Below are 25,143 nucleotides of genomic sequence, written 5' to 3'. Positions count from 1 at the left end.
GTCCTGCTGCAATGTTCAACAAGATGAACGTTGCCAAGTTCAACAAGGTGAAGCGGGTACTGGCGCTGGCCGCCTGCGTGCTGGTGCTCGGTCCCGCGCCCGCTTCGGCACAGCCCGCCGGGTCACCGCTGTACCTCGCGGACGGCGGCGGCGCCGTCTCGCTCGCCGATGTCGACGGCAAGCCGGTGCTCGCGGACGCCAAAGACGCCAAAGCGCAATGGACGTACGCGAAGGACCTGCTCCAGTTCAAGAACGTGGCGAGCGGGAAGTGTCTCGCCGCGGTCAGCCCGGTCGACGGCATCGGCGTCACCATGGCCGCCTGCGCCGACAAGGACCGCTACCAGCAGTGGAAACGCCAGGCAGGCGCGCCGGGACTGGTCGTGATCGGCAATGTCGCGACCGCGCGGTGCCTGACCGCGGACGGCACCGCCGCGGGCGCGCGGCTCTATCAAGAGGTCTGCTCGCTCACGGGCATCGCGAATACGTGGGCGGCGGGCGGCCGCACGCTCGCGATCATCTCCGGCAACGACCAGCGGCTGGGTGCGGCCCAGCCCGTCGGCGTGCCGTTCGTGGTCAAGGTGATCGGCGAGAACGGGCAGCCGGCTGCGGGCGTCCCGGTCAACTTCTACGTCCGGTCCGCGCGCGCGAAGAATTACCTCGCGTTCGAAGGCGGCGGCGAGACGGCGACGGCCACCAGCGGCGCCGACGGCATCGCGGGCAGCCCGAAGATCAAGCTCGCCGAGCCGGGCGAGTTCGAGATCCGGTTCACCGGAAGCGCGAGCCTCGACGACAGCAACACGATCGTCTTCGAGGGCACCTGTCTCTGCTAAGTCGTCTATCCGAACTCACGTATCGCGAATTCGTGTCAGCCGGTTTCGGGCAGCGCGTCACCCGCGTCGCGTGCGTCGACGTCTCCGGTCTCGCCGTCACGCGCCGCTCGGCGGCCGAGCACGAACACGTACGCCAGGAACAGGACCTCGACCACCACGCCGATCCCGATCCGGGCCCACGTCGGCAGCCCGGACGGGGTCACGAACCCTTCGATCGCGCCCGACACGAACAGCACGCACGCGAGCCCGAGCGCCATCACGACCACAGACCTGCCCTGCTCGGCCAACGCCGCCGCGCGGGAACGCCTGCCAGGGCTGATCACCGTCCAGCCGAGCTTCAGCCCGGTGCCCGCGGCCACGAACACCGCGGTCAGTTCGAGCAGGCCGTGCGGCATGATCAGGCCGAGGAAGACGTCGCCGCGCCCGACCGAGTTCATCAATCCGCCGCCGACGGCGAGCACCTGGATGTTCTGCCACAGCGCGCCGATCACCGGAATGCCGAACACCACCCCGAAGAACAGGCAGACCGCCGCCACCCACGCGTTGTTCGTCCACACGTGGAACGCGAACGACGCGGCGGGCCCGGTCGAGTAGTACGTCTCGTACTGGCCGCCCGGTTCGGTCATCTCCTTGATCAATTCGGGCGGCGCGATGGCGGTGCGCACCTCCGGGTCGTTCGCGATCCACGCGGCGAGCACGGTCGCGATCGTCAGCGAAAGCACGGCCACCGGCACCCACCAGCGCCAGCTGAGGTACACCGTCGCGGGGAACCGGCGCGTGAAGAACAGCCCGAACTCACGCCAGGCGGGCGAGCTCGTCCCGGTCACCGCCGACCGCGCGCGGGCGACGACGCCGGACAGCTGGGAGACCAGCGCCGGGTCCGGCGCCACGGAACGGATGATCGACAAGTGCGTGGCGGCGCGCTGGTAGAGCGTGACGAGCTCGTCGGCCTCGGCTCCCCGCAGCCGGTTCGCGCGGCGGGTCAGCTCGCCGAGCCTGTCCCAGTCGGGCCGATGCGCCGCGATGAACACATCCACGTCCATGAACCGCTCCTCGTCCCCCAACACCCGCGCCGATCCATCGCGCGCGAGCGTGCCCCGAAAGTCGCTTCGCGTGTCGCGAGCAACGTTCGTATTCGGTATCCACCCAGTCCCCGCACACCTTACTGTTGACCTCGTGAAAGAAGAGACGGATCTCGTCACGGGCGAGGCCGTGGTGCTGGACCTGCGGGTCGCCAGACTGGCCAGCCGGGGAGCCGCGATGCTCCTCGACGTGCTGATCCAGGCCGTGACGCTGCTGGTCGTGTTCCTCGTGCTGGTGATGACCTCTTCAGGCGACGAATCGCTGCTCAGCGCGGTGATGCTGGTCTCGACCGTGCTCGTGCTGGTCGGCTACCCGGTTCTGTTCGAGACCCTGTCGCGCGGCAAGACGCTCGGCAAGATGGCGCTCGGCCTGCGCGTCGTCCGCGCCGACGGCGGCGCGATTCGGTTCCGCCAGGCGCTCACCCGAGGCCTGTGCGGCGCGCTGGTCGACTTCTGGCTGCTCGGGTTCCTGGGTGTGGTCGCGATCCTCGTCTCGGCGTTCTCACGCGACGGGAAGCGGGTGGGCGACTACCTGGCAGGCACCGTCGTGATCCGCGAACGCGTGCCGGTCGCGGCCGACGCCGCGCCCGTCTACATGCCCCCGCAGCTGGCGCACTGGGCGTCTCAACTGGATCTGTCCGGCCTGCCGAACGATTTGGCGCTGTCGATCCGCCAGTATCTGGCCCGGTACCACGACCTGCGTCCCGAAGCCGCGCACATGCTCGGCTGGAGCCTCGCGCAGCAGGCCGGCGCGAGCGTCGGTGCCGGGATTCCGCAAGGCATCCCGGTCTGGGCGTACCTCAGCGCGATCCTCGCCGAACGCCGCCGCCGCGAACTGGCCCGCGCGGGGCACGCGCCCGAGCCGATGATGATGCCGAGCTCGGCGATGCCGGTACCGCAGACCACCTACGCGCACCCGGACCCGGCGACCCAGACGCCCACGCCTGCGCAGGCGCCAACCGGGCAGCCGCCGGGCACACCGCCTCTGACCGAGCAGCCGCCGGCGGCGCCGACCGAGGAACCCCCGGTCGCGGAAAGCCCGTTCGCCCCGCCCAAGTGAGACGCCGCCCGCGCGTATCGCGAATTCGCGATACGCGCGGGCGTCACATCAGGACACGTCCCCCGACGGGGAAGCCCAGGTGTTGCACTGCACGTTGCGGTTCTTCAACGCGCCGGTCTGCCACCAGCCCGACGAATGCGCGTCGCTGCCGTGGTCACGCGGACCCTTGCCGTGATCGCCGCGCTGCTGGGTACGCCACGCGTCGTTGTACATCGCGCGGTTGACGTCGCCGCCCCTGTCCACAGTGGAACCGAGGAACATCCCGGAGAAGCACTGCGCCTGCAGTTCGAGCCGCCGTGAGTACTCCAGGCCCTCCGCCGAGTCGGCGCCCGCGTCGTACCGCTTCTCGTTCATCGCGGGCATGATGCCGGTGATCTGCTGGATGTGGTGACCGTATTCGTGCGCGAACACCGCGAGGTAGACGCCGGGCCGGTTGCCGAAGTCCTTCACCTGCAGACCCTCGTACGGCATGTACAGCGTCTGGTTGGTCGGGCAGTAGAACGCCGCCGCCGACCCCTGGCTCACCCCGCCGCACGGGCTGGACCACGAACTGCCGGACGGATACTTGATGTCCGGGTAGTTGAACGGCAGGCCCACGTAGGACAGCGCGTACTTCCACGACTCGGCCGTGCATTTCGCGGCGCTGTCGAAGAACGACTCCGCCGCGCTCGGGTTGTTCGCCCACCGGTTGAGCCCGCACCGGATGTTCGGGAGGCCGCCGTCGGACTTGCTGAACAACGCGTTGTCGGCGAGCTTGCGCGGTGCTTTCGGTGCCGAAGACGCACTCGTCGTCGTGCTCGTGGACCGCGAGGTGCTGGTCCCGGTCGACCGCGAGGTGGAGGTCGACGTCGAGGTGCTGGTCGTCGTCGACGTGGTCTCGCTCGAGGTGATCGTCGGGCGCGTGCTGTACCCGGCGTCGGCCACCTGGTGCCGTTTGCCACCCCCGGACAGCGCGAACGTCGCGATCAGCCCGCCGACGACCACGAACACGCCCACCGCGAGGATCCCGACCACCATGCCGGTGTTCGACTTCTTCGCGTACGGCGCGTATCCGGGCCCGAACCGCGGCCCGTACGCGGGCTGCCCGAACGGCGCCTGCATCCCCGGGTTGAACTGGGCAGGCGGCGGCATCGGCGCGGCCATGGGCGGCGGCAACGGCTGCCCGCCCGTCTGTGGCCATGGCGGCGGGCCCATCGGCGGCCGCTGCATCGGCGGCGGCGGTCCCTGAGGCGGCCTCGGCGGCATCGGTGGCTGACCACCTTTGCCGCCGAGTCCGCCCGGTGGCGGCCCTGGCTGCTGCCCGCCAGGTGGCGGTCCCATAGGCGGGCGGCCCGGCGGCATCGGCCGCGCGCCGGGCGGCGGCAGCGGACGGGAACCGGGCGGGGGCACAGGCCGCCCGCCCGTCGGTCCCTGGCCCGGCCGGTGGCGTGGATCCGGCGGGCCTTGCGGCGGTTGGGTCATCGAGAGGGAACCCCCAGTGGTCTTGCTCCGTCAAAAGGCAGGTCTTCACCCAGTTGGCGGGTTTCGTCTTCTGGGCCGCCAGCATAAATGGATTGATCTAGGGTGTGTGGCTGTGTTGACGAAATGGGGGCCGGCCGCGGTATTGACCGCCGCCGCCGTGATGTTCCCGGCTCAGCCGGACTTCGATATCCCGCCCGCCGGCGGACCTTCCGTGCCCGACCAGCCGGACATCACGATCCCGCGGCCGCCGAACGGCGTCGCCGGGCGTGTCGCTGAGTCCCAGCCGGACGGACCGACCAGCGACCTGGAGCTGAAGGTCGGGCGTGACGGCAAGCTGAACGTAGCCGAAAAGGTGAAGATCCCGGGCGGTAAACAGCTCGTCCGTGTGATCCCGCTGCGCGTGCCCGCGACCGGTGACCAGGACCGAGTTTTCGGCATTCCCGAGATCAAGGCCGAGGGCCCGGCGACCATCAGCCAGAACTCCGACAACGTCACCATCACCTTCCCGCCGGGCGAGTCGACCGTCAGGTACACAGTGGACGGCGCGGTCGCCGACCTCGACGGCGGCCAGCAGCTGCGCTGGCAGCTCGCGAGCGGCTGGTCGGAGCCGGTCGCCAGGGTCACCGCCTCGGTCATCGCGCCCGTGCGCGAGCTCTCCCTCGTCAACTGCTTCGCCGGGCCGATCGGCTCCGACCAGCAATGCACGCTCGCCGAGGTCGACCACACAGGCATCGTTCGGATCGAACACGACGACCTCAAGCAGGGCGACCGGGTCGACCTGTCGGTCGGTCTTCCCGCGGGTTCCGTGCCCGCGAACGCGCGTTTCGAAGCGATCTCGGGCGCCGCCGGCGCGTTCGCGCTGACCACGGCCGTCGGCATCGGCTTCGGGCTGCTCGCGCTCCTGCTGCTACTGGGCGCGCTGCTCGTATGGCGCCTGCGCAAACGTGACGCCGCCGCGCTGGCAGGCGGCTCCGGGCCGGTCGACGTCCTGCAGCGCGACGGCGGGCACGTCACCTTCGTTTCGCCAGACGGCGTGCTGCCCGGCCAGGTCGGCACGGTCGTCGACGAGACGGTCGACGTGGTCGACATCAGCGCCACCGTCGTCGACCTCGCGGTGCGCAACTACCTGTGGATCGCCGAGGTCCCGAGCGGCTCGGGCACGGTCGACTGGCAAATCAGCCGCCGCAATCCGGCCGACGAGAACCTGCACGAGTTCGAGCGCGCGATCTTCGAAACGCTGCTGCCGGACGGCACGGACAGCGTGCTGCTGTCCGAGATCCGCTCGCGTGGCTCGCTGGACCTGCGCAAGGTCAGCGACGCGATGTACGCCGACGTGGTGCGCAAGGGCTGGTTCGCACGCCGCCCCGACAGCGGCAAGAGCCTGCTGACCTGGATCGGTGTCGGCCTGTTCGGCGCGGGGCTCGCCGCGACGGTCGCACTGGCGTTCAGCATCGGCAACGCGTTGCTCGGCGTCGCGCTGGCCGTCGCCGGGATCGCGCTGGTGCTCGGCGCGGGCTGGCTGCCGTCGCGGACCCCGCGCGGGCGCCTGCTCGTGAGCAACGTGCGCGGGCTGCTGGATTACCTGCACAACGTCAAGGTCGAGGACATCCCGGCCGCGGATCGCGAATTGGTGTTCTCGCGCTCGCTGCCGTTCGCGGTCGTGCTCGGCGACAGCGAACGCTGGCTGCGGACGTTCGCCTCGCTGGACCCGTCGGCCGACGGATCCGCTGGCCTGTACTGGTTCGGCGGACTTGACCAAGAGCGCGATCTGCATCGCTTCGCCACGCATTTCCCGGCGTTCTTGACGGCTTTGGACGGCCTGCTGGCCGAATCGGGCCACTTGCGTTCGCTGCAGCCCGTCCCGGCGTGAGGGCCGCGCTCCTAGCGGCGGTTTTCCTGCTCGTCTCGGCAGGTTCGGCATGGGCGGACGATCCGCCGCTGCCGAACCTGCCGAACAGTGCGGAGATTCAGCTCAAGGTCGAACGCGACGGCACGCTGTCGGTGGCCGAAGCCGTTTCGGTGCCCGCGGGCACGACCATGGTCCGCAAGATCGATCTGCGTGTGCCCGCCGCGCACAACCGTGACCGCGTATACGGAATCCACGACGTCAGCCTCGAAGGCGCCGGGAGTACCGAGCAGAGCGGCGACGTCTTCACCGTGACGCTGCGCGGCGGCACCTCGATCCTCCGGTACAAAGTGGACGGTGCGGTCGACGACGACCACGACGTCCTGCACGTCAGCTGGCGTCTCGCCGGTGGCTGGGACACCAAGCTGGCGCTGGTCCGCGCGTCGTTCGCGGCGCCGCAGATCGCGCAGGCGGTCAGCTGTTCACTCGGCTCCGCGGATCGCCATTGCGGGGCCGCGCAGATCGACCACATCGGACTCACCCGGTTCAGCCAGCAGAACCTGGCGGCCGGGCAGCCGATGGACATCGCCGTCGAATTGCCGGCAGGCTCGGTGCCGGCCAACGCCGAGTTCGCACCGTCGAAGACACTCGCCGGCGCGTTCGTGCTCACGACGCCCGTCGTGCTCGGCTGGATCCTGTTCGCGATGCTCGCCGTCATCGGCGGCGCGTGGCTGTGGCTGGCCCGCCGCCGCGACGCCGAGCCGGGCGATCCGCTGCCCGTCGAAGTCGTGTCCGGCGACGACGCGGACGCGGTGTTCGCGTCCCCGGACGGCGTGCTGCCGGGTCACGTCGGCACCGTCCTGTCCGGACGCGCCGATGAGGTCGACCTCGCCGCGACCGTGCTCGACCTGGCCGTCCGCAACTACCTCTGGGTCGAGGAGAGCGAGGACGACGGCCTCACCGACTGGCGATTGACCCGCCGCAACCCGCCGGATGAGCACCTCACCGACTTCGAACGTGCCGTGTTCGAACTCGTGCTGCCCGGTGACACTCGCACCCTGTCCGAGCTCAGGACCGAGCGAGTGGGCGTCGCCGCGGTGCGAACGGTCCTGCGCGAAGACGTCGTCGGCAGGCGCTGGCTCCGGCGCGGGGGCACTTTGTCCCGGCGCGGTCTCCGAGTCGTTTGCTACGGCCTGTTCCTGACCGCCGTGCTCGCGTTCACGATCGGCTACGCGCAGCTCGGGGTGGCCGTCGCCATCGCGGGTCTGCTCACCGCGTTCGCCGCCCGATTCGTGCCGTCGCGCACCGATCGCGGCAGGCAGCTGCGCCGCCGCCTGCTCGGGCTTCGGGACCAGCTGCACGCCACGCGCGCGAAAGGCGTCCCCAAACTGGCCCGCGACCTGGTGTTCTCTCGCGCGCTACCGTACGCGCTGACCCTCGGTGAAGTCGACGATTGGGTGAACGCGTTCAACGCTTTGAAGTCGCCGCCGAAGCCGTATTGGTACGGCGGAGTGGGGTCACTGCGGCGGGTGAGTGAATTCACCGCCGCGCTCGTGGGAACGTTCGCCGGGTCACGCCGGGGGCGTCGCCTCGAAGGCTGAGAAACCCGTAGGGTGAGGCCATGGCGGTTCCTGAACTCACTAGGTTCACCCTCGACAACGGCTTACGCGTGGTACTGGCTCCGGACGACACCGCACCGGTCGTCGCGGTCAGCGTCCACTACGACGTGGGCTTCCGGTCCGAACCGGAAGGGCGAACCGGCTTCGCGCACCTGTTCGAGCATTTGATGTTCCAGGGCAGCGAAAGCCTCGAGAAACTCGCACACTTCCGTCACGTGCAGTCCAGTGGTGGCTCGTTCAACGGCTCCACGCACCCGGACTACACCGACTACTACGAGGTGCTGCCCGCCGCGGCGCTCGAGCGCGCGCTGTTCCTCGAAGCGGACCGCATGCGCGCGCCCAAGCTGACGCAGGAGAACCTGGCCAACCAGATCGACGTGGTCAAGGAGGAGATCCGCCTCAACGTGCTGAACCGGCCGTACGGCGGGTTCCCGTGGATCCTGCTGCCGCCGGTGCTGTACTCGACGTTCCCCAACGCGCACAACGGATACGGCGGGTTCGAGGACCTCGAACAGGCCACACTGGACGATTGCGCCGCGTTCTTCGACACCTACTACGCGCCGTCCAACGCGGTGCTGACGGTCGCGGGCGACTTCACCGTCGACCGCGCGCGAGAGCTCATCGAGAAGCACTTCGGTGACGTGCAGTTCCGCCCGCGCCCCGAACGGCCTTCGTTCTTCGAGCCCCACCCGGTCGGCGAACTGCGCGGCGAGCACACCGACCCGCACGCCCCGCTGCCCGCGCTCGGCGTCGGTTACCGCATGCCGGACCCGATCAACGACCTCGACGGCTACCTCGCGAACCTCGTGCTCGCGGGCGTGCTGACCGACGGCGACGGCTCACGGCTGCAGCAGCGCCTGGTGCACCGCGAGCCGCTGGTCGTCGACCTCAACGCGGGCGCCGGTCTGTTCGGCCCGTTCGAGGCGCGTGACCCCGACACGTTCACCGTCACCGCGATCCACCCGCCGGACGTCTCCACGGAGCGCGTGCTCGGCGCGCTGGACGAGGAACTGGAGAAGCTCGCCTCCACCCCGCCGGACGCCCAGGAACTCACCAGGGTGACCGCGCGCTGGGCCGCGGGCCTGCACCAGGAGCACGACCAGCTGCTCTCGCGCACGCTCGGCTTCGGCTCGTTCGAACTGCTCTATTCCGACGCCGCACTGGTGTCGACGCTGGCCGACCGGATGGCCGCGATCACCGCGGAGGACGTCTCGGCCGCGGCCAAGGCGTTGCGCCCGGACTCGCGCGCGGTACTGGTGGTCAAGCCCGAGGGAGGCAAGTGATCGTGACCGCAGCAACACATCGCACGGCGGAGGAGATCGGCCGGACCGAGCAGGGCCCCCGGCCGCTGCCGCCGCTCGGCGACCAGCGCGCCGCCGCCGACCTGTCCCATGTGGACACGGTGCTCGGCAACGGGCTGCGGGTGCTGGCCGTGCGCAAGGCGAACGTCCCGCTGATCGAGTTCCGCCTGTGGATCCCGTTCGCCGGTGACGACCGCATGCACCCGGCACGCGCCGAGGTGCTCGCCGAGACGCTGTTCACCGGCACCGTGCGGCGCGACCGCGTCGGCGTCGACACCGAGCTCGCGCTCATCGGCGGCGACATCTCCGCCGGGGTCGACCCGGAGCGTCTGATCATCTCCGGCAACGCGCTGTCCAGCGGCCTGCCGACGCTGCTCGACGTGGTCGCCGACTCGCTCACCGGGGCGTCCTATGTGGACGCCGAAGTGGCGCGCGAGAAGGAACGGCTGATCGAGCGGATCAGCATCGCCAGGACGCAGCCGCGCACGATCGCCCGCGAGGCACTGCAGAAGCACCGCTACGGCAACCACCCGGCGACCTTCGAGACCCCCGAGGCGACCGACGTCACCGAGGTGACCCCCGCAGAGGTCCGCGCACTGCACACCGCGTCCGTGCTGCCGCGCGGCGCGGCGCTGGTGATCGTCGGCGACATCGACCCGCAGCAGGTCGTCGCGGACATCGAAAAGGCGTTGTCCGGCTGGGTTTCCGACGCTTCGGCGGTCCGGCTACCCGCGCTGCCGGAGCTGGCCGGTGGCCCGGTGCTGCTGGTGCCGCGGCCGGGCGCCGTGCAGTCGCAGATCCGGCTGTCCGCGCAGGCGCTGCCGCGCACGGACCCCGGTTACGCCGCGCTGCAGCTGGCGAACCTGGCCTTCGGCGGCTACTTCTCCTCGCGTCTGGTCGAAAACCTGCGTGAGGACAAGGGATACACCTACAGCGCGCACTCCGGCTTCGAGTTCACCGACCAGACGGCGACGGTCAACATCGACGCCGACACCGCCAGCCCGGCGACCGCGGCCGCGCTGCTCGAGACCCGCTACGAGCTGGGCAGGCTCGCGCTGGTGCCGCCGACCAAGGACGAGGTCGAGTCGGTGCGCCAGTACGCGATCGGCTCGCTCGTCACGTCGACGTCCTCGCAGGCCGGTCTGGCTCGCCAGCTCACCGCGCTGGTGTCGAACGGGCTCGGCCTCGACTGGCTCGCCGAGCACCCGACGCGGCTCGCGCAGGTGACCGGCGAAGACGTGGAGAAGGCGGCGCTGGCGTACTTCGGGCCCAAGCGGTTCACCGGCGTGATCGTCGGCGACGCGGACCTGCTCGCGGAGAAGCTGACCGCCGTCGGTGATGTGACCGTGGGTGACCCCACCGTATGACCGTCCCGTTCCAGCTCGCTGCTCTGCCGACCCTGTCCCGGTCCACAGTGGATCGCCAGGAAACCTTGCGTGGCAACCCTGATCGGCTGCGCACACGCTGGCCCAAGGCCCGCGTGATGCTGCTCGACGACCGGGGACGGTCGCCGGTTCGCCTCTCCGAGGCGACACTGGCGACACGCCGGGCACTCGACTTCGGCGACGCGCCGCCGGACGACGCGGTGTTCCTGGGGGAGTGGCAGGACGTCGACTACTGGGCGGCTCGTGGCGAATGGCGCGGCGAGCCGGAGATCCAGCAGCTGGCAGGCAGCTGGGGCGTGCTCGAGGAGGTCCCGGTCGTCGACGGCGAAGCGTGGGTCGATCTGCGCGGCTACGGCGACCTGCTGGACGACACGTCCGCCGGCCTCTTCACGACCGCGCAGGCGCTGCGGCACTGGCGTCGCCAGGCGCGGTTCTGCGCGCGCTGCGGCGCGGAGACAACGCTCATCCAGCTGGGCTGGGCGAGCAGGTGCACTTCGTGCGAGCGCGAGGAGTACCCGCGTACCGACCCGGCGGTGATCTGCCTCGTGCACGACGACTCGGGTGTCAACGGCTCGCACGTGCTGCTGGCACGTCAGCCGATCTGGCCGCCGGGGCGGTACTCGGTGCTCGCGGGCTTCGTCGAGGCGGGCGAGTCACTCGAAGGCTGCGTCGAGCGCGAGATCCGCGAGGAGGTGGGCGCCGAGGTCTCGGCCATCCGCTACCTCGGTAGCCAGCCGTGGCCGTTCCCGCGTTCGATCATGCTGGGCTTCACGGCCCGCGCCGACATGGCGGCCCCGCTCACCCCGGCCGAGGGCGAGATCGAGGAAGCGTTGTGGGTCTCGCGTGACGAGGTCCGCGCCGCGTTCGCGAACTCCCAGGAACGCACCGGGCACGCGGTCCCGACCCCCATCGCGGGCGGCCGCGCTTCGATGATCATGCCGGGCAACTCGTCGATCGCCCGGGTCATGCTCGACGCCTGGGCACACGCCGAGGCCTGAGGAACGTTGGTTCGGAAGGACGCCTTCCCTACGCCACATGGCTAGGGGAGGCGTCCTTCGTTTTGGGCGGGTGTTCCTCTTTCACCGGCAGGCTCGCAAGGCGGGAAAGTCCCCAACGGAGCGCTCTCACCTGCACGGATCTGAGCATTCTTGCTCGGTAAACGGTTCCCCGACGAAAAATCCACACCGACCACGCATGTGCCGTTCGCCGGGCCTCGAAGCGTTATGCGTCTGTTTCAAACCGGTGTTGACGCCTGATGTGGCGCTCACTACAGTCCCCGAAATCGTCTGTAAAGTTTCCTAATAAAGTCGGAGTACAGAGTGAGAGCCGGAAGCCCCCGGATGCTGCGCGAGATGAACGACCGCGCCGCCATCGACGCCCTGCTGAGGGTGGGGCCCTCGACGCGCTCGGAACTCGAGTACGCGATCGGCCTCTCCAAGCCGGCCACCGCCCAGCTCCTCGCCCGCCTCGAAACCGAAGGCGTGGTCGTCAAAGCGGGTGTCCGCGGCGGCGGCCGAGGCCCCCGCGCGCAGCTGTGGACCGTCAACGGCGGACTCGCCCACGTCGCGGCCGTCGACCTCACCCCGCACGTCGCCGACTTCGTCGTCGCCGACATCACCGGCGCGATCCTCGCGGAGCACCGCGTGCAGCTCCCCGTGCACGCCGGCGCCGACGTGGTCGGCTCCTTCGGCACCGCGCTCGACCGCGTCGTGAAGGCGGCAGGCCTGCAGCGCGCCGATCTGCGTCACGTCGTCATCGGCGCCCAAGGCGCCTGCGACCCGCGCACGGGCCACATAGGATCCGCCCCCCACATCCCCGGCTGGCTCGGCTTCGACGTGCCCACCCGGCTCAGCACCGAACTGAACATCGAAGTCACCATCGAGAACGACGTGAACCTCGTCGCCATCGAGGAGATGACCGAAGGCCGGGCCGTCGACCTGCGGGACTTCGTCCTCGTCTGGCTCAGCGAAGGTGTCGGTGGCGCGGTGGTCGTCGGCAGGCGGCTCCTGCGCGGCGCCACCGGCGGCGGCGGCGAAATCGACTGGATGCGCGTCCCGGACCCCGCGTCGGTAAAAACCGAGGACGGGATCACCCGCTCTGGCGCGCGCTTCGGTGAAATCGTTGACTCACCCGCGATTGTACGCCTCGCCAAGGCACACGGTGTGCCAGGCGAAACCGGCTGGGACGCGGTCGCCACCGCCCGCGAAACCGGCGCTGACGGCTTCCTCGACGACCTCGCGCGCCGCGTCGCCGGTGGCGTCGCCAGCGTGGTCAGCGTCGTCGATCCCGAAGTCGTCCTGCTCTGCGGCGACGTCAGCCGCGCGGGCGGTGAGGTGTTCGCCGAACACGTCGCCGTCCGGCTCCACGAACTCGTTCTTCCCCGCACCCCCGTCGGCCTCGCCTCGGTACAGGGCAACGCCGTGCGCGCCGGTGCGCTTCAGTCCGCCCTCGCCACCGTGCGCGAGGACGTGTTCGGCCTGGTTTCCGCGACGACCTCATCGCTACTCGGGTCACGCAGGACCGCGGAGGGATCACCCGGCGCCGCCGTCGCGATCCCGAGTTCGAGAACAGCTCCACAGTCCCCCGGCATAACCGACTAGGAGGAGGCTCATGCGCTCCATGACCCGGGTCAGAGGAAGTGGCCGCCCACGGCGCGCCCTGATATTAGCCAGCGTGGCGGCATCCGCCGCCATGCTCACCGCTTGCGGTGGAGCCGGCGGTGGCGGCGCGACGAAGGACGGTGCCCCCGCGCCCGCGCCCAACAAGGACGACAAGCTCACGCTGACCGTCTACAGCAAGTTCACCTCGCGCGAGTTCGACATCGTGACCAAGGGGCTCAACAACCTCAAGGCCAAGTTCCCGAACATCGAGATCAAGCACGAGGGCAACCAGGACGACGACAAGCTGACGTCCTCGATCCGCGGCGGCAACCCGCCCGACGTCGCCATCTCGTTCTTCACCGATAACCTCGGCGCCTGGTGCTCCACGGGCAGCTTCATCGACCTGAAGCCCTACATCGAGCGCGACAAGATCGACATCAACACCATCCCGGACGCGGTGCGCAGTTACACCGAGTTCGGCGGCAAGCGGTGTGCGATGCCGATGCTCGCCGACGTCTACGGCTTCTACGTCAACACCGACATGCTCAAGGCCGCGGGGCTCAGCGAGGCCCCGAAGACCACCACCGAGCTGTTCGAGTACACGAAGAAGCTGACGCAGTTCAACGCGGACGGCTCGATCAAGGTCGCCGGCTTCCTGCCGAACATGCCGTTCTACGAGAACCAGGCGCAGATCTGGGCCCCGAACTTCGGTGCCACCTGGCTCGACAAGGACGGCAAGTCCAACCTCGCCGCCAGCCCGGAGTGGAAGGAGATGTTCAACTTCCAGAAGAAGCTCATCGACTTCTACGGCCACGACAAGCTGGAGCAGTTCAAGGCGGGCCTCGGCGACGAGTACTCGGCCGACAACGCGTTCCAAAAGGGCAAGATCGCGATGACCTACGACGGTGAATACCGCGAGGCCTTCATCCGCGACCAGGCGCCGGACCTCAAGTTCGACACCGCGCCCCCGCCCGTGCTCGACAGCAAGAAGGAGCAGCGCTACGGCGGTGCCTTCACCACGGGCACCATCATCGCGATCCCCAAGGGCGTCAAGAACCCCGGCGCTTCGTGGGAGCTCGTCAAGCAGATGTCGCTGGACACCCAGACCCTGGTCGACCTGTCCAACGGCCTCAAGAACCTGCCGAGCACCAACGAATCGCTGCACGACCCCGGGTTGAAGGTCACCCCGCAGTTCCAGAAGTTCCTGGACATGTTCAGCAGCGGCAAGCTGCTGCCCAACCCGTCCACGAACATCGGTGACGCCCATCTCAAGGCCGTCAACGACTTCGCCGAGCGCTGGCAGGCAGGCAACGAGCCGAACCTGGAAGAAGGCCTGAAGAAGGTCGACGCGCAGATCAATGACGAGCTGGCCCAGAAGCGCGGCGGCGGCTGAGACCAGTGACCGCCACGTTGAGTCCGAAGGCGACGAGCTCCTCGCCCGTGTCTGGAAAGGCACGGGCGGGGGGCCGCTCCCGCCGCAAGTGGACATTCCTCGGCTTCATGGCCCCGGCGTTCATCGGGTTCGCCATCTTCTTCGGCTACCCGCTGATCGCCACGGTCTACTACTCGTTCACCCGGTATGACCTGATCAATCCGCCAGAGTGGATCGGGTTCGACAACTACGTGCGGATGTTCACCAGCGAACCGCTGGTCGGCAAGGCCGCGTACAACACACTCTGGCTGGTCATCGTGCTCACGGTGGTCAGGGTGATCTTCTCGCTCGGTGTGGCTTCGGTGATCTCGCGGCTCAAGCGAGGCGTCGGCATCATCCGCACCTTGTGCTACCTGCCCGCGCTCGCCCCGCCCGCGGCGGCGACACTGGCGTTCGTCTTCCTGTTCAACCCTGAGTTCGGCCCGGTCAACCGGTTCCTGCGGCTGGTCGGCGTCGACGGCGGCCTGTGGTTCAACGACCCGGCCATGTCGAAGCCGGCGCTGACCCTGCTCGTCATGTGGGGCTCCGGTGAGCTGATGATCATCATCCTCGCCGCCCTGCTCGACGTCCCGCAGGAGCAGTACGAAGCGGCCGAGCTCGACGGCTGTGGCGCGGTCCGGCGGTTCTGGCACATCACGTTGCCGTCGATCTCGCCGGTGCTGCTGTTCGGCATCGTCAACTCGATCATTTTCGCGCTGCAGTTCTTCACGCAGGCGATCGTCGCCGGCTCGGTCGCGTCCGGTGCCGCTGACGTCGCAGGCAACACCAGATACATCGGTGCGCCCCAGAACTCGACGCTGACCTATCCGGTTTGGCTCTACGTACAGGGTTTCCGGTACTTCAACATGGGATACGCGGCGGCGATGGCGGTACTGCTGTTCATCGTTTCGTTCGCGTTCACCGCGATCCTGGTGCGGCAGATCCGCAAGGCTTCGACGGCGGAGGAGGGCTGATGATCACACTGAGCGACACGAAACGCCGCCCGGTTCCCCGCAAGCCGATCATGCAACGGCGACGGGAGTGGGACAAGCGCCTGTTCTCGATCGCCACCCACAGCACGGGTATCGCACTCGCGGTCATCTTCACGGCCCCGGTGCTGTTCGTCGTGCTGACCGCAGTGATGAAGAGCGACCAGGCGATGTCCTCGAGCCTGTGGCCGAGCGAATGGCACTTCGAGAACTTCGTCAAGGTCTTCCAGCAGTCGGATCTGCTGACCTACTTCTTCAACAGTTTCGTCTACTCGGGGCTGGCCACGATCGGCGTGCTCATCTCGTCGATCCCGGCTGCCTACGGACTCGCGAAACTGCGCTGGCGGGGCAACACGGTCTTCTTCATGCTGGTCGTGGCGGCGATGATGCTGCCGCCGCAGGTCGTCGTGGTCCCATTGTACGACCTGTGGGTGCGGCTCGGCCTGACCGGCACGCTGGCCCCGCTGGTCGTGCCGTACTTCTTGTTCGACGCGTTTTCCATCTTCCTGCTCCGGCAGTTCTTCCTCACGATTCCGAAGGACTACCTGGAAGCGGCGAAGATCGACGGGTGCAGTGAGTTCCAGGCGATGACCAAGGTGCTCATCCCGATGGCGAAGCCGGGTATCGCGGCCACCGCGATGTTCTGCTTCTTGTTCACCTGGAACGACTACTTCGGTCCGCTCCTCTACACGGGCGACAGCCGCGAGAACTGGACGATGTCCCTCGCGCTGGCGTCGTTCCGCGGCATGCACCACGTCGAATGGAACCTGACCATGGCGGCAACGGCGCTGTGCATGACCCCGGTTCTCATTCTGTTCGCCTTCGCGCAGAAGTCCTTCGTCAAGGGCATTACATTCACAGGGGTTAAGGGATGAAGTTAGCGGTTGTCGGTGGCGGCTCGACCTACACGCCCGAGCTGATCGACGGAATCGCCGGACGGCGCACCACGCTGGACGTCGACGAGATCGTGCTGATCGATCCGGACACCTACCGGGTCGACATCGTCGGGGAATTCGGGCAGCGCCTGCTCGACCACGCCGGTCACCCGGCACGGATCCGCACGACCAGCAATCTGGAGGAAGGGGTCGACGGCGCGTCGGCCGTCCTGATCCAGCTGCGCGTCGGCGGTCAGAAGGCGCGTCGTTCGGACGAGACCTTCCCGCACGCCTGCGGTTGCGTCGGCCAGGAAACGACCGGTGCGGGCGGCCTCGCGAAGGCGTTGCGCACCGTGCCCGTGGTGCTCGACATCGCCGAGCGGGTAAGGAAAGTCGCGGGCGACGACGCCTGGATAGTCAACTTCACCAACCCGGTGGGCATCGTCACCAGGGCGCTCCTGCGCGAAGGCCACCGCGCGGTCGGCCTCTGCAACGTGGCCATCCACCTGCAGCGGACGTTCGCGCAGCTGCTGGATGTCGGCGCCAATGACGTCCGCCTGGAGCACACCGGGCTGAACCACCTCAGCTGGGAACGCGGCGTCTACGTCGATGGTGTCGACCGGCTGCCCGAACTGCTCGGCCAGCACGGCGAGCACATCGCGGAGCACGTCAGCGTCCCGCTGGACTGGATGCGCCGGATGAACGTCGTGCCGTCGTACTACCTGAAGTACTTCTACTCGCACGACAAGATCGTCGAGCAGCAGCGGACCGAGCGTCCGCGTGCCGAGGTGGTCAGCGACGTCGAAGAAGAGCTCCTCAAGGTATACGCCGACCCCGAGGTCGTCACCAAGCCCGAGGCGCTCGAGAAGCGTGGCGGTGCCTATTACTCCGAGGCCGCTGTGCAACTCGTGCACGCGCTCACCGGTGGTGGACCTGCCGAAGAGCACGTCGTCAACGTGGCCAATAACGGCACCCTGCCGTTCCTGCCGGACGACGCGGTCATCGAGGCGCTTTCCTCCGTGGACGGAACCGGTGCCAAGCCGCTCGCCGCTCGCCCGGTCGAACCGCTGTACGCAGGCCTCATCTCGCACGTCACCGCGTACGAGAACCTGGCTCTGGAGGCGGCGCTCAAGGGTGGCCGTGACCGGGTCGCCGACGCGCTGCTGGCGCACCCGCTGGTCGGCCAGTACGACTACGCCGACCAGCTAGCCGACAGCCTGGTCAAGGAGAACCAGCACCTTCTACCGTGGGCTACCGCATGACCGCACCCCACGACGTCGTGATCGCCATCGATGGCGGCAACAGCAAGACCGACGTCCTAGTGGTCGACGCTGCCGGCACCGTGCTCGGCAGCTCACGCGGTCCGGGTGCGTCCCCGCAGAACGTCGGGGTCGAAGGCTGCGTCACAGCGCTCGAGGGCTTGGTGATCCAGGCACTCGAGGCCGCCGGCAAGGCAACGACCCGGCCGTTCGCGGTGCACACCTCTGCCTACCTGGCGGGGCTCGACTTCCCCCGTGAAGAGGAAGCCCTCGCCAAGGCATTGGCCGCTCGCGGCTGGTCGGAGTCGCTGACCCTCGCCAATGACACGCTCGCCCTGCTACGGGCGGGCACATCCGATGGCATCGGGGTGGCCGTGGTCTGCGGCGCGGGCATCAACGGCGTCGGTATCGGCCGGGATGGGCGCGAAACCGGCTTTCCCGCGCTGGGCAAGATCTCCGGTGACTGGGGCGGTGGCTACCGGCTCGGCGAGGAAGCCCTGTGGTGGGCGATCCGCGCCGAGGACGGACGCGGTCCGGCCACCGCGCTGACCGACGCGGTCAGAACGCACTACGGTGCCTCGACCGTGCTGGAAGTCGTGCAGGGTCTGCATTTCGAGGAGATCCACAGCGACTCGGTCCACGAGTTGTGCCCGCTGCTGTTCCGGGTCGCTTCAGCCGGTGACGCGGTGGCACAGGAGGTCGTCGACCGCTTCGTCGAGGAGGTCAGCCTGCTTGTCGGAGTGATTCTTCGCCGACTCGAGCTGACGGAGTCCACCCCGGAGATCGTGCTGGGCGGTGGGGTGCTGACCGGCGTCGCGACCTCGGTGATCACCGACATCGAACGACGCTGTCTCAAAGTGGCACCGAAGGCGGTTGTCAAGATCGTCGACGTCGCGCCGGTGGTCGGGGCCGCGCTGTTCGGTCTCGACACCATCGGCGCCGACGAGGCGTCGAAGGTCCGGCTCCGAGCGGCTACTCAGCGAGTTTGATCCTCTGCAGTACCGCCGCCAGTATCTCCTCCGGGAGATCCGCGGCATTCATGATCCATCCCGGTTCGCCGGCTTCGAGCGCTTCGAGGTCGGCGAACTGGGAGTCCAAAAGCGACGGCGGCATGAAGTGCCCGCTGCGGTGCGCGAGCCGTTCCGCGATCAGTTCCCTGCTGCCGTCCAGATGCACGAACTGAACGTCGTTATTACCGTCGCGAAGCAGGTCGCGGTAGGCGCGTTTGAGCGCCGACGACGTCACGACCCCACCTTCGAGCTCGTGGTCGTGTATCCAAGCGGCGATCGACCGCAGCCAGGGCCAACGGTCCTCATCGGTGAGCGGAGTTCCCGAACTCATTTTGGCGATGTTCTCGGGCGAGTGGAACTCATCCGCCTCGGCGTAGGGGACTTCGAGCGCGTCGGCGAGCTTCCTGCCGAGCGTTGTCTTCCCAGAACCTGACACACCCATCACGACGAACACGGTCATCCGGGTAGCCTGCCCCACTGATGGGCTGTCAGGAAACACAGGGGGCAGGGTGACCGCAGGGCGCGCGATCGGGCTGATGCTGGGCGTGGCCGCGGACGGGGTACTCGGAACGCCTCGGCACGGCCGTCCGGCGAGCACCTTCGCCAAGGCCGCCCGAGCGCTGGAGACCCGCCTGAACTCGGATCATCCACTTGCCGGTGCACTCCACGCCAGCGTCTTGGCCGGCTCCGCGGTCCTGCTCGGCGTGCTGACCGAACGGGTCGGTCGTCGCAGTCCAGTAGCGCAAGCTGCGGGCACGGCCATCGCGACCTGGGTCGTCCTGGGTGCCGCAGACCTCGCCGCCCATGGCACCGCGATGGCTCGTGACCTCGAGGACGGCAAACTCCCGGCCGCCCGCCACACGCTCGCCAGCCTCGACCCAAGGGTCGCCGACGAACTGGACACGATCGCCCTGTCTCGCGCGTCCGTCGAATCACTGGCCGAGAACACCTCCGACGTCGTCGTCGCTCCGTTGTACTGGGGCGCGTTAGCGGGCGCTCCAGGACTCCTCGGGTCCCGAGCGGTCAGCCTGCTCCGCCGTCAGGCCCGCGGCCGCTCCCCTCGATACCGCTGGTTCGTCGCGCGCTTGGACGAGGCTGTCCACCTGGTCCCGACGCGTGTCGCCGCGGTGCTGACCGTGACTGGGGCACCGGTCGTAGGAGGGTCCGCCCAAGGCGCGTGGAAAGCGTGGCGCCGCGACACGATCGCACACCCCAGCCCCAACGCCGGCCGGGTCGAGGCCGCGTTCGCGGGAGCGCTTGAAATCCGCGTCGGAGGCCGCACGATCTACCCCCACGGAGTCGAGGAACTGCCCGTCCTGGGCGTCGGCCGGAACCCGGATGCGGGGCATGTGACCCGAGCCGTCGAGCTTTCTCGCGTAGTCGGGTGGCTCGCCGCCGCAAGCTCAGTGGTTCTGGCCGGCCTTCTCGGACTGCGACGCAGGCGCTGACTCGTCCTCGGCGAGGATCTCGGCGACGGACTTGCGCCGCTGCTTGTCTCCGGTCAGGGCGCCGCCAGGCTTGAGCTCACGAATCGTGAAGTACGCCCACCCGAACAAGGCCATCGCTCCGAACGCGATCCACTGCAACGCGTAGGAGAAGAACGGGCCCGCGTCGGTTTGAGGCAGCGGCAACGCATCGAGAACACCTGGCTGGCCATTGTCGAGCTGGTAGTAGCCCGGCCTGATCTCTAGCTTCGTCGCCCTGCCCACGACTCGTGAGTCGACCACATAGCTGTGCAGTTTGCCGTCGGTGGACGCGTCCGCGAACGCGTCTCGCGCCTTCGGGTCGTTCTCGTCCACGCGAATCCGCGTGACCAGGTTCACCGTTCCGGCCGGAGGCGCCGCGTAGTCCGGCACCCGGGACTTCGCATTCGGCCTGACGTACCCACGATCAACCAGGATCACCGCGCCATCCGCCTGCCTGAACGGCGTAAGGACTTCGAATGCGGCTTCGCCCTGTACGGTTCGTAGTCGTGCGATTACCTCTGCCTCCGGCAAGTACGAACCCGTGACGGTGGCAAGGTGCCATTGCGTCCGCTCGTCGGGTGCTGCTCCGCCAGGTAACAGCTCGCCGAGGGGCTTCGGAGCTCCGACGAACGATGCCTGCAGGGCGGCGTTCTGCGTCTCGCGCTCCGTGTTCCTGCTGAATTGCCAAGGTGCGAGCAGGGTGAAGCACGAGCCGGCGAACGCGAACACCACCAGCGTCAACGCCAGCCACCCGGGCCGGAGCAGGAACTTCAACCGCACACCTCCACGGTAGGCCGTGCCTGGTCAGGCGCGGCAGCTAGGTCCTTGAAGAGACCCAGCGACTCGTTCGGATGGTCACCTGTGAATCGTCGTATCGGCATGTCGGCCGCTAGGCCGCGCTGTGCCGGGGCGGGTCATGCGCGGTGTTGCTGATCGGTGTTCGCTCGGGATCCAGCCAGGCCGGGGGCACCCACTCGATCCGGTTCTCACCCGCCTGGATCTCCCACTCGGTGTGATGGAGTAGATGCCGATCGCGTTCGCAGACCAAGCCGAGGTCCTTGAGCTCGACGGGTCCGTGCTCGGCGATCCACCGAGTCACCTGCTGAGGTGTGCACCACTTCGGGCCTCTCGTGCACCCTGGGCGGCTGCAACCACGGTCTCGGATCGCGAGGGCGGCCTGCTGTGCTGGTGAGGTGAGTTCAGCGGGCTGCCCCAGGTGCAAGACCTCGCCAGCCGTTCCGAGCACCGCTGGAACCACTCGCGCATCGCAGCACAGTTTGAGCAGCTGGGACACGCTGACGGCTCGGTAGTTGTCAAGCATCGCGATGCCTGCGCGCCGTTCGAGCTCCTCGAGTCCCACAGTCACGGTCATCGTGGTGCGTTCGCTGGCGTTGAGCGGCAGATCGGGGGCGCGAGCGGCCACGTCGAAGACCGCGGCTACCGCATCTCCTTGCCGTTCGTCCTTCGTTCGCCTGTCAGGTCTGCCGATCTCATCGGCGGGATCCGGCTTCGAAAGCGGAGCGAGAACGCCCGCCACCATGGTCGAAGTCTCCGGATCGAAGACGCCCGAGAACTCCATCAGCCCATCGGAAGTCATGGAGTAGTGGAACATTCGCTTGGGACGAGCCAGATCCTGTTCTCGAGTTTTCGGGTCCTTGGCTTCAACGTCCCAGTACGACCTGAGCCGGACCCCGATCTTGCGCACAGTGAACGGACTTGCCTGCTGGGCCAGACTGACCAGCGAGTCTTCATCCGCTGTGAGTTCGCTCTTGGACAGCGACTCCGGCGCCCGAGACAAAACGCGCTCGATCTCCTGCAGATGTTCTCGGTTGATCTTCCCCGATGCCAATGCGGTCTTGGCGGCGGGCATCGTCAGTTTCGCTTGTGCGACTCTTGCCCGCGCCTCCTTATAGGACAGGCGAAGTGCGCTCACGAGGAACACGGATGTGTTGCGGCAGCCCTTCCTTGGTGCGAGCGCGCGTTTGTCGAATTCACCGACGAGATCCACAATGCGCGCGTACTCGCGGTTCATGGCCTCTTCGGAAGCAAGCATGGCTGCAGTCAGCTCGTCATCAGACAGCTGCTGTGCGGGGACTGCTTTCTTGGAGACCACGCCGCCACGTTAACCACAGGAGCCTGCGGGCGGAAAAACTCGGCGAGGCGAAAGGAGTAAAGACGTCGATATTTGCGCGAAAACGACCGAATGGCTCGAAATTTGTCCGTAAACGACCACAAGCCACTGTGGACTTGCAGCGAAGGCTCCTCGGTTGGGAAAGTGAAGGGGTTAAAGTGCCAAGATGCGCCGGGCGGTAGAGAGCGCCTCCGTCGTATACCCACTACCAAAAAGTGCTGCGTGAACCAGCAACGGAAAGAGTTGATGCACGTCGGTCCGGCCCTGCCAGCCCGCCCGTAGCGGCGATCCTGCGTTTTCGGCCGCCTCGGCGTAGGCGCCCAGTACATGGCCCAGCAACGGGGTGCCGAAAAGACGCAGCATCGCGAGATCCGTCTCGCGATGACCGCCGTGCGCGGCGGGATCGATCAGCCACACCTGACCGTCTGTTCCCCAGAGCAGGTTGCCGTTCCAGAGGTCGCCGTGCAGGCGAGCCGGCTGTTCCGAGCGACCACAGAACTGTGGCAGTACCTCGCCGACCGAATCGAACACGTTTGCTTGTCGGACGGTCATCAGACCCTGATCAACGCATGATCTGACGTAGGGTTCGATGCGGTGCCGCAGGTAGAACGTGGGCCAATCGTCGCAAGGCTCGTTGCGTAGAGGGGCGAGGCCGATCGTGGCGTCGACCGGGCCGCCAGGCGGAGCGGTGCCGAACGTATCCGCGCCACGCAGATGCAGTGCGGCCAGGCCTCTGCCGAACGCCTCCGCGGCTCCGGTCGTGGGTGGCCCAGTGGGAACAAAGTCCGTGACCAGCCATTCGCCGTCTGAACCGTGCACGCGAGGAACCGCCACGTCGTCGTGCGTGCTCAACCAGAGCAGACCGGCGGATTCCGACGTACCTGGGCTGCGCTTGATCATGAAGTGTCTGTCAGTGGTGGTCACCGCATAAACGCCCGAGGAAAGGGGGCGGACGTCGTCAACTCGGTAGCCGAGGAGTCGTTCGGCTGCCTCCCCGGCCGTCATCCCTGTTCCCTCACCCACTTCAAGAGGCCTGGAACGGTGCGCTCGATCATGGCCAGCACTTCTGTGAAGCCGCCGTCCGCGCCGTAGTACGGATCGGGCACTTCGGCGCCTTCAGGTGCCTCCGGGTCAAACTCGCGCAGGAGTCGCACCTTCGACGGATCTGCGACGCGGCTCTGAAGAAACCGCAGGTGACCAGCGTCCGCGGCGAGCAGGAGATCAGCTTCCAGGTGGTCGTCGTCGACTTCGGCCGCGATGTGTGACGTCGGGTAACCGTAGGCGCGCAGCGTCGCCTGGGCTCGGGAATCGGCAGGCTCGCCCGCGTGCCACGGACCGGTGCCGGCACTGGTGACCCGTACGGACAACCCCTCGCGGCGCAGGTGTTCCTTGACCACGAGCGCGGCCATGGGCGAGCGGCAGATGTTGCCTGAGCAGACGAAGCAGACATGAAGCATGGCGTCAGTCTGTCCTATGGTGCCGCTGGCCGTAAATCGCTTCGGTCGGTGGCAATGGCGCTGTTAGCCTTGCGAAGCACTCCCGGTGCGAAGCCCGCGGCACTTCACTCTCAATGAAACTGAGCCGTAGGCGACTAATCTCTCGGGAGAGCGTCGGCAGGTGCACGCGGTGCGCAGGCGAGGGTTAATTCGGGTTCGAAGAAGTTGCGGGTTCGAATCCCGTCCAGTGCCTTAACGGTTTGGTAGCTCAATCCGGCAGAGCATTTGATATTAGTTCACCGACTATTACTCGAGTGCATCTGTTCGCGCTCCTCGCAAGCAAGGTGGGTTTGGGGGACGGCCACGTTCAACACCGCTGTTCGGACGACCGCTTATGAAGGTGGCACTGGATACGCACGTGACGTGAAGACCGAATTTTTCCTGTTCGCCGTATTCAACATGGTTGGCGAGAAAACCTTCGATGAGTCTGCTGAGTCGCTCGCTCGTTCAAGTCGCCGACGTGTTGAGCCTGGTCCACTCGAAACCGCAGAACCATGGCCAGGCCCTCTTGTTCAAGGACATCGTCGACCGTCGCTTCAATCCGGTTCGGCCGATACCCGCTGAGCTGGGGATGCTCGCTGCGCGGACGGCGTTGACCAGATGGGACGTCGAGAGGCGCCGCGAACTTTTCGATCAGAAGGGCGAGGTCGAGGAAGTTGCCGATGCGCTTCTTGTCCGCACATCGGGCGGCGCCGTCGGAGCGCTGGGCGTTGTCTCTCGAGAAGGCGATCGCGTGTTCGCTGGGCAACGTGCCTGAGCTGCCGGGGCGCACGCTCGTCGTGATCGTCACCTCGTATTCGATGAACAGTCCGTTCAGCAAGGACGGCTCACTGGTGCGGCGGGACGCGGCGGCGCTCTTCGGCCTAGCGCTCGCAGCCCGTTGTGCGGACGCGAAGGTGGTTTCGTTCAGCTCGGAGCAGCGGGTGAACGGTGGATGTTTCCTGGGCGGTGGCACCGACACCACGGATGCGGTGCGTGGTCACTTCGCCGGGCACGACGCGTGGTCATCATCACCGACGAGCAGGCCGCTTACGGTGACGTCAGCACCAGCCTTCCGGGTTCGGTTCCGATCTACGCCTGGAACCTCGCCAAGTGCCGATACGGCCACACATTGGTCGGGACCGCTCGCCGGTACACCTTCGGAGGCTTGACCGACCAGGCCTTAAGGATGATTCGTTGATCGAGGCGGGTGAGACCGCCGGTTGGCCGTTCTAGCCGCATACGGACTGGACCGCCTCCACCAGCGCACGCTGGTGGATGGGGTCGCGGTGGCGGCGGCGGGGGTCCAACAACGGGGGGATGAACAGGCGGAGTTAGCAGGG

At 67.7% G+C, this 25,143-nt stretch carries 23 protein-coding genes; 15 read left to right on the top strand and 8 right to left on the bottom strand.

The annotated features are described in order from the left end of the window. The first annotated feature begins 23 nt into the window (after positions 1 to 23). Positions 24 to 830: an RICIN domain-containing protein gene (locus ACFV15_RS20470; RefSeq protein ID WP_378352065.1), complete on the top strand. Its 807-nt coding sequence runs from the start codon at positions 24 to 26 to the stop codon at positions 828 to 830. Positions 831 to 865: 35 nt separating this feature from the next. On the opposite strand, the gene ACFV15_RS20465 is transcribed toward ACFV15_RS20470, so the two are convergent. Beyond that, positions 866 to 1,873, bottom strand: coding sequence for a stage II sporulation protein M (locus tag ACFV15_RS20465; protein WP_378352064.1), 1,008 nt, complete (start codon positions 1,871 to 1,873; stop codon positions 866 to 868). 133 nt (positions 1,874 to 2,006) lie between these two features. On the opposite strand from ACFV15_RS20465, the gene ACFV15_RS20460 reads away from it, so the two are divergent. After that, positions 2,007 to 2,972 (top strand): RDD family protein, encoded by a 966-nt coding sequence (locus ACFV15_RS20460; protein WP_378352063.1) that lies wholly within the window; start codon positions 2,007 to 2,009, stop codon positions 2,970 to 2,972. A gap of 48 nt (positions 2,973 to 3,020) precedes the next feature. On the opposite strand, the gene ACFV15_RS20455 is transcribed toward ACFV15_RS20460, so the two are convergent. Then, on the bottom strand, positions 3,021 to 3,710 hold the full coding sequence (locus ACFV15_RS20455) for a neutral zinc metallopeptidase (RefSeq protein ID WP_378352062.1): 690 nt from the start codon (positions 3,708 to 3,710) through the stop codon (positions 3,021 to 3,023). On the opposite strand from ACFV15_RS20455, the gene ACFV15_RS20450 reads away from it, so the two are divergent. From ACFV15_RS20450 to ACFV15_RS20395, 12 genes are all read left to right on the top strand, one after another. Then, positions 3,676 to 4,200 (top strand): hypothetical protein, encoded by a 525-nt coding sequence (locus tag ACFV15_RS20450; RefSeq protein ID WP_378352061.1) that lies wholly within the window; start codon positions 3,676 to 3,678, stop codon positions 4,198 to 4,200. The genes ACFV15_RS20455 and ACFV15_RS20450 overlap by 35 nt on opposite strands. Before the next feature lie 345 nt (positions 4,201 to 4,545). Next, positions 4,546 to 6,303 carry a DUF2207 family protein gene (locus tag ACFV15_RS20445; RefSeq protein ID WP_378352060.1) on the top strand — a complete coding sequence of 586 codons (1,758 nt, stop codon included), beginning with the start codon at positions 4,546 to 4,548 and terminating at the stop codon, positions 6,301 to 6,303. Continuing rightward, on the top strand, positions 6,300 to 7,880 hold the full coding sequence (locus tag ACFV15_RS20440; RefSeq protein WP_378352059.1) for a DUF2207 family protein: 1,581 nt from the start codon (positions 6,300 to 6,302) through the stop codon (positions 7,878 to 7,880). Before ACFV15_RS20445 ends, ACFV15_RS20440 begins: the two co-directional genes overlap by 4 nt. A 20-nt stretch (positions 7,881 to 7,900) precedes the next feature. Further along, a complete protein-coding gene (locus tag ACFV15_RS20435) occupies positions 7,901 to 9,181 on the top strand; it encodes a M16 family metallopeptidase (RefSeq protein ID WP_378352058.1) in 1,281 nt (426 codons plus the stop codon). A 2-nt stretch (positions 9,182 to 9,183) separates the two neighbouring features. After that, positions 9,184 to 10,566 carry a M16 family metallopeptidase gene (locus ACFV15_RS20430; RefSeq protein WP_378352057.1) on the top strand — a complete coding sequence of 461 codons (1,383 nt, stop codon included), beginning with the start codon at positions 9,184 to 9,186 and terminating at the stop codon, positions 10,564 to 10,566. Then, complete coding sequence (gene nudC / locus ACFV15_RS20425; RefSeq protein WP_378352056.1) at positions 10,563 to 11,582, top strand: NAD(+) diphosphatase; 1,020 nt, start codon at positions 10,563 to 10,565, stop codon at positions 11,580 to 11,582. Before ACFV15_RS20430 ends, nudC begins: the two co-directional genes overlap by 4 nt. A gap of 342 nt (positions 11,583 to 11,924) precedes the next feature. Continuing rightward, positions 11,925 to 13,184: an ROK family protein gene (locus ACFV15_RS20420; protein WP_378352088.1), complete on the top strand. Its 1,260-nt coding sequence runs from the start codon at positions 11,925 to 11,927 to the stop codon at positions 13,182 to 13,184. Positions 13,185 to 13,194: 10 nt separating this feature from the next. Beyond that, positions 13,195 to 14,577: an ABC transporter substrate-binding protein gene (locus tag ACFV15_RS20415; protein WP_378352055.1), complete on the top strand. Its 1,383-nt coding sequence runs from the start codon at positions 13,195 to 13,197 to the stop codon at positions 14,575 to 14,577. 5 nt (positions 14,578 to 14,582) lie between these two features. Next, positions 14,583 to 15,569 carry a carbohydrate ABC transporter permease gene (locus ACFV15_RS20410; RefSeq protein ID WP_378352054.1) on the top strand — a complete coding sequence of 329 codons (987 nt, stop codon included), beginning with the start codon at positions 14,583 to 14,585 and terminating at the stop codon, positions 15,567 to 15,569. Further along, on the top strand, positions 15,569 to 16,459 hold the full coding sequence (locus ACFV15_RS20405; protein WP_378352053.1) for a carbohydrate ABC transporter permease: 891 nt from the start codon (positions 15,569 to 15,571) through the stop codon (positions 16,457 to 16,459). Before ACFV15_RS20410 ends, ACFV15_RS20405 begins: the two co-directional genes overlap by 1 nt. Continuing rightward, positions 16,456 to 17,721 carry a 6-phospho-beta-glucosidase gene (locus tag ACFV15_RS20400; protein ID WP_378352052.1) on the top strand — a complete coding sequence of 422 codons (1,266 nt, stop codon included), beginning with the start codon at positions 16,456 to 16,458 and terminating at the stop codon, positions 17,719 to 17,721. The genes ACFV15_RS20405 and ACFV15_RS20400 overlap by 4 nt, the downstream gene beginning before the upstream one ends. Then, positions 17,718 to 18,707: an N-acetylglucosamine kinase gene (locus ACFV15_RS20395; protein WP_378352051.1), complete on the top strand. Its 990-nt coding sequence runs from the start codon at positions 17,718 to 17,720 to the stop codon at positions 18,705 to 18,707. The genes ACFV15_RS20400 and ACFV15_RS20395 overlap by 4 nt, the downstream gene beginning before the upstream one ends. Here the strand turns inward: ACFV15_RS20395 and ACFV15_RS20390 are convergent. After that, the gene (locus tag ACFV15_RS20390; RefSeq protein ID WP_378352050.1) at positions 18,691 to 19,188 is read right to left on the bottom strand and encodes a gluconokinase; all 498 of its coding nucleotides are present in this window, start codon (positions 19,186 to 19,188) and stop codon (positions 18,691 to 18,693) included. The genes ACFV15_RS20395 and ACFV15_RS20390 overlap by 17 nt on opposite strands. A gap of 49 nt (positions 19,189 to 19,237) precedes the next feature. Here ACFV15_RS20390 and ACFV15_RS20385 point away from each other — a divergent pair, with 49 nt between their 5' ends. Continuing rightward, positions 19,238 to 20,176 carry a cobalamin biosynthesis protein gene (locus tag ACFV15_RS20385; protein ID WP_378352049.1) on the top strand — a complete coding sequence of 313 codons (939 nt, stop codon included), beginning with the start codon at positions 19,238 to 19,240 and terminating at the stop codon, positions 20,174 to 20,176. On the opposite strand, the gene ACFV15_RS20380 is transcribed toward ACFV15_RS20385, so the two are convergent. The 5 genes from ACFV15_RS20380 to ACFV15_RS20360 all read right to left on the bottom strand — a co-directional run bounded on the left by ACFV15_RS20380 (position 20,132) and on the right by ACFV15_RS20360 (position 24,641). Further along, complete coding sequence (locus ACFV15_RS20380; RefSeq protein WP_378352048.1) at positions 20,132 to 20,974, bottom strand: SURF1 family protein; 843 nt, start codon at positions 20,972 to 20,974, stop codon at positions 20,132 to 20,134. The two genes, ACFV15_RS20385 and ACFV15_RS20380, sit on opposite strands and share 45 nt — an antisense overlap. Before the next feature lie 109 nt (positions 20,975 to 21,083). After that, on the bottom strand, positions 21,084 to 22,307 hold the full coding sequence (locus ACFV15_RS20375; RefSeq protein WP_378352047.1) for a DUF222 domain-containing protein: 1,224 nt from the start codon (positions 22,305 to 22,307) through the stop codon (positions 21,084 to 21,086). Positions 22,308 to 22,478: 171 nt separating this feature from the next. Beyond that, complete coding sequence (locus tag ACFV15_RS20370) at positions 22,479 to 23,330, bottom strand: fructosamine kinase family protein (RefSeq protein ID WP_378352046.1); 852 nt, start codon at positions 23,328 to 23,330, stop codon at positions 22,479 to 22,481. After that, on the bottom strand, positions 23,327 to 23,782 hold the full coding sequence (locus ACFV15_RS20365; protein WP_378352045.1) for a low molecular weight protein-tyrosine-phosphatase: 456 nt from the start codon (positions 23,780 to 23,782) through the stop codon (positions 23,327 to 23,329). The genes ACFV15_RS20370 and ACFV15_RS20365 overlap by 4 nt, the downstream gene beginning before the upstream one ends. A 433-nt stretch (positions 23,783 to 24,215) precedes the next feature. Then, positions 24,216 to 24,641, bottom strand: coding sequence for a hypothetical protein (locus ACFV15_RS20360; protein ID WP_378352044.1), 426 nt, complete (start codon positions 24,639 to 24,641; stop codon positions 24,216 to 24,218). Positions 24,642 to 25,143: the final 502 nt, after the last annotated feature.

The organism is Amycolatopsis sp. NPDC059657 (assembly GCF_042734395.1).
Taxonomy (GTDB): domain Bacteria; phylum Actinomycetota; class Actinomycetes; order Mycobacteriales; family Pseudonocardiaceae; genus Amycolatopsis.
This window is presented reverse-complemented; position numbering and strand designations above follow the sequence as displayed.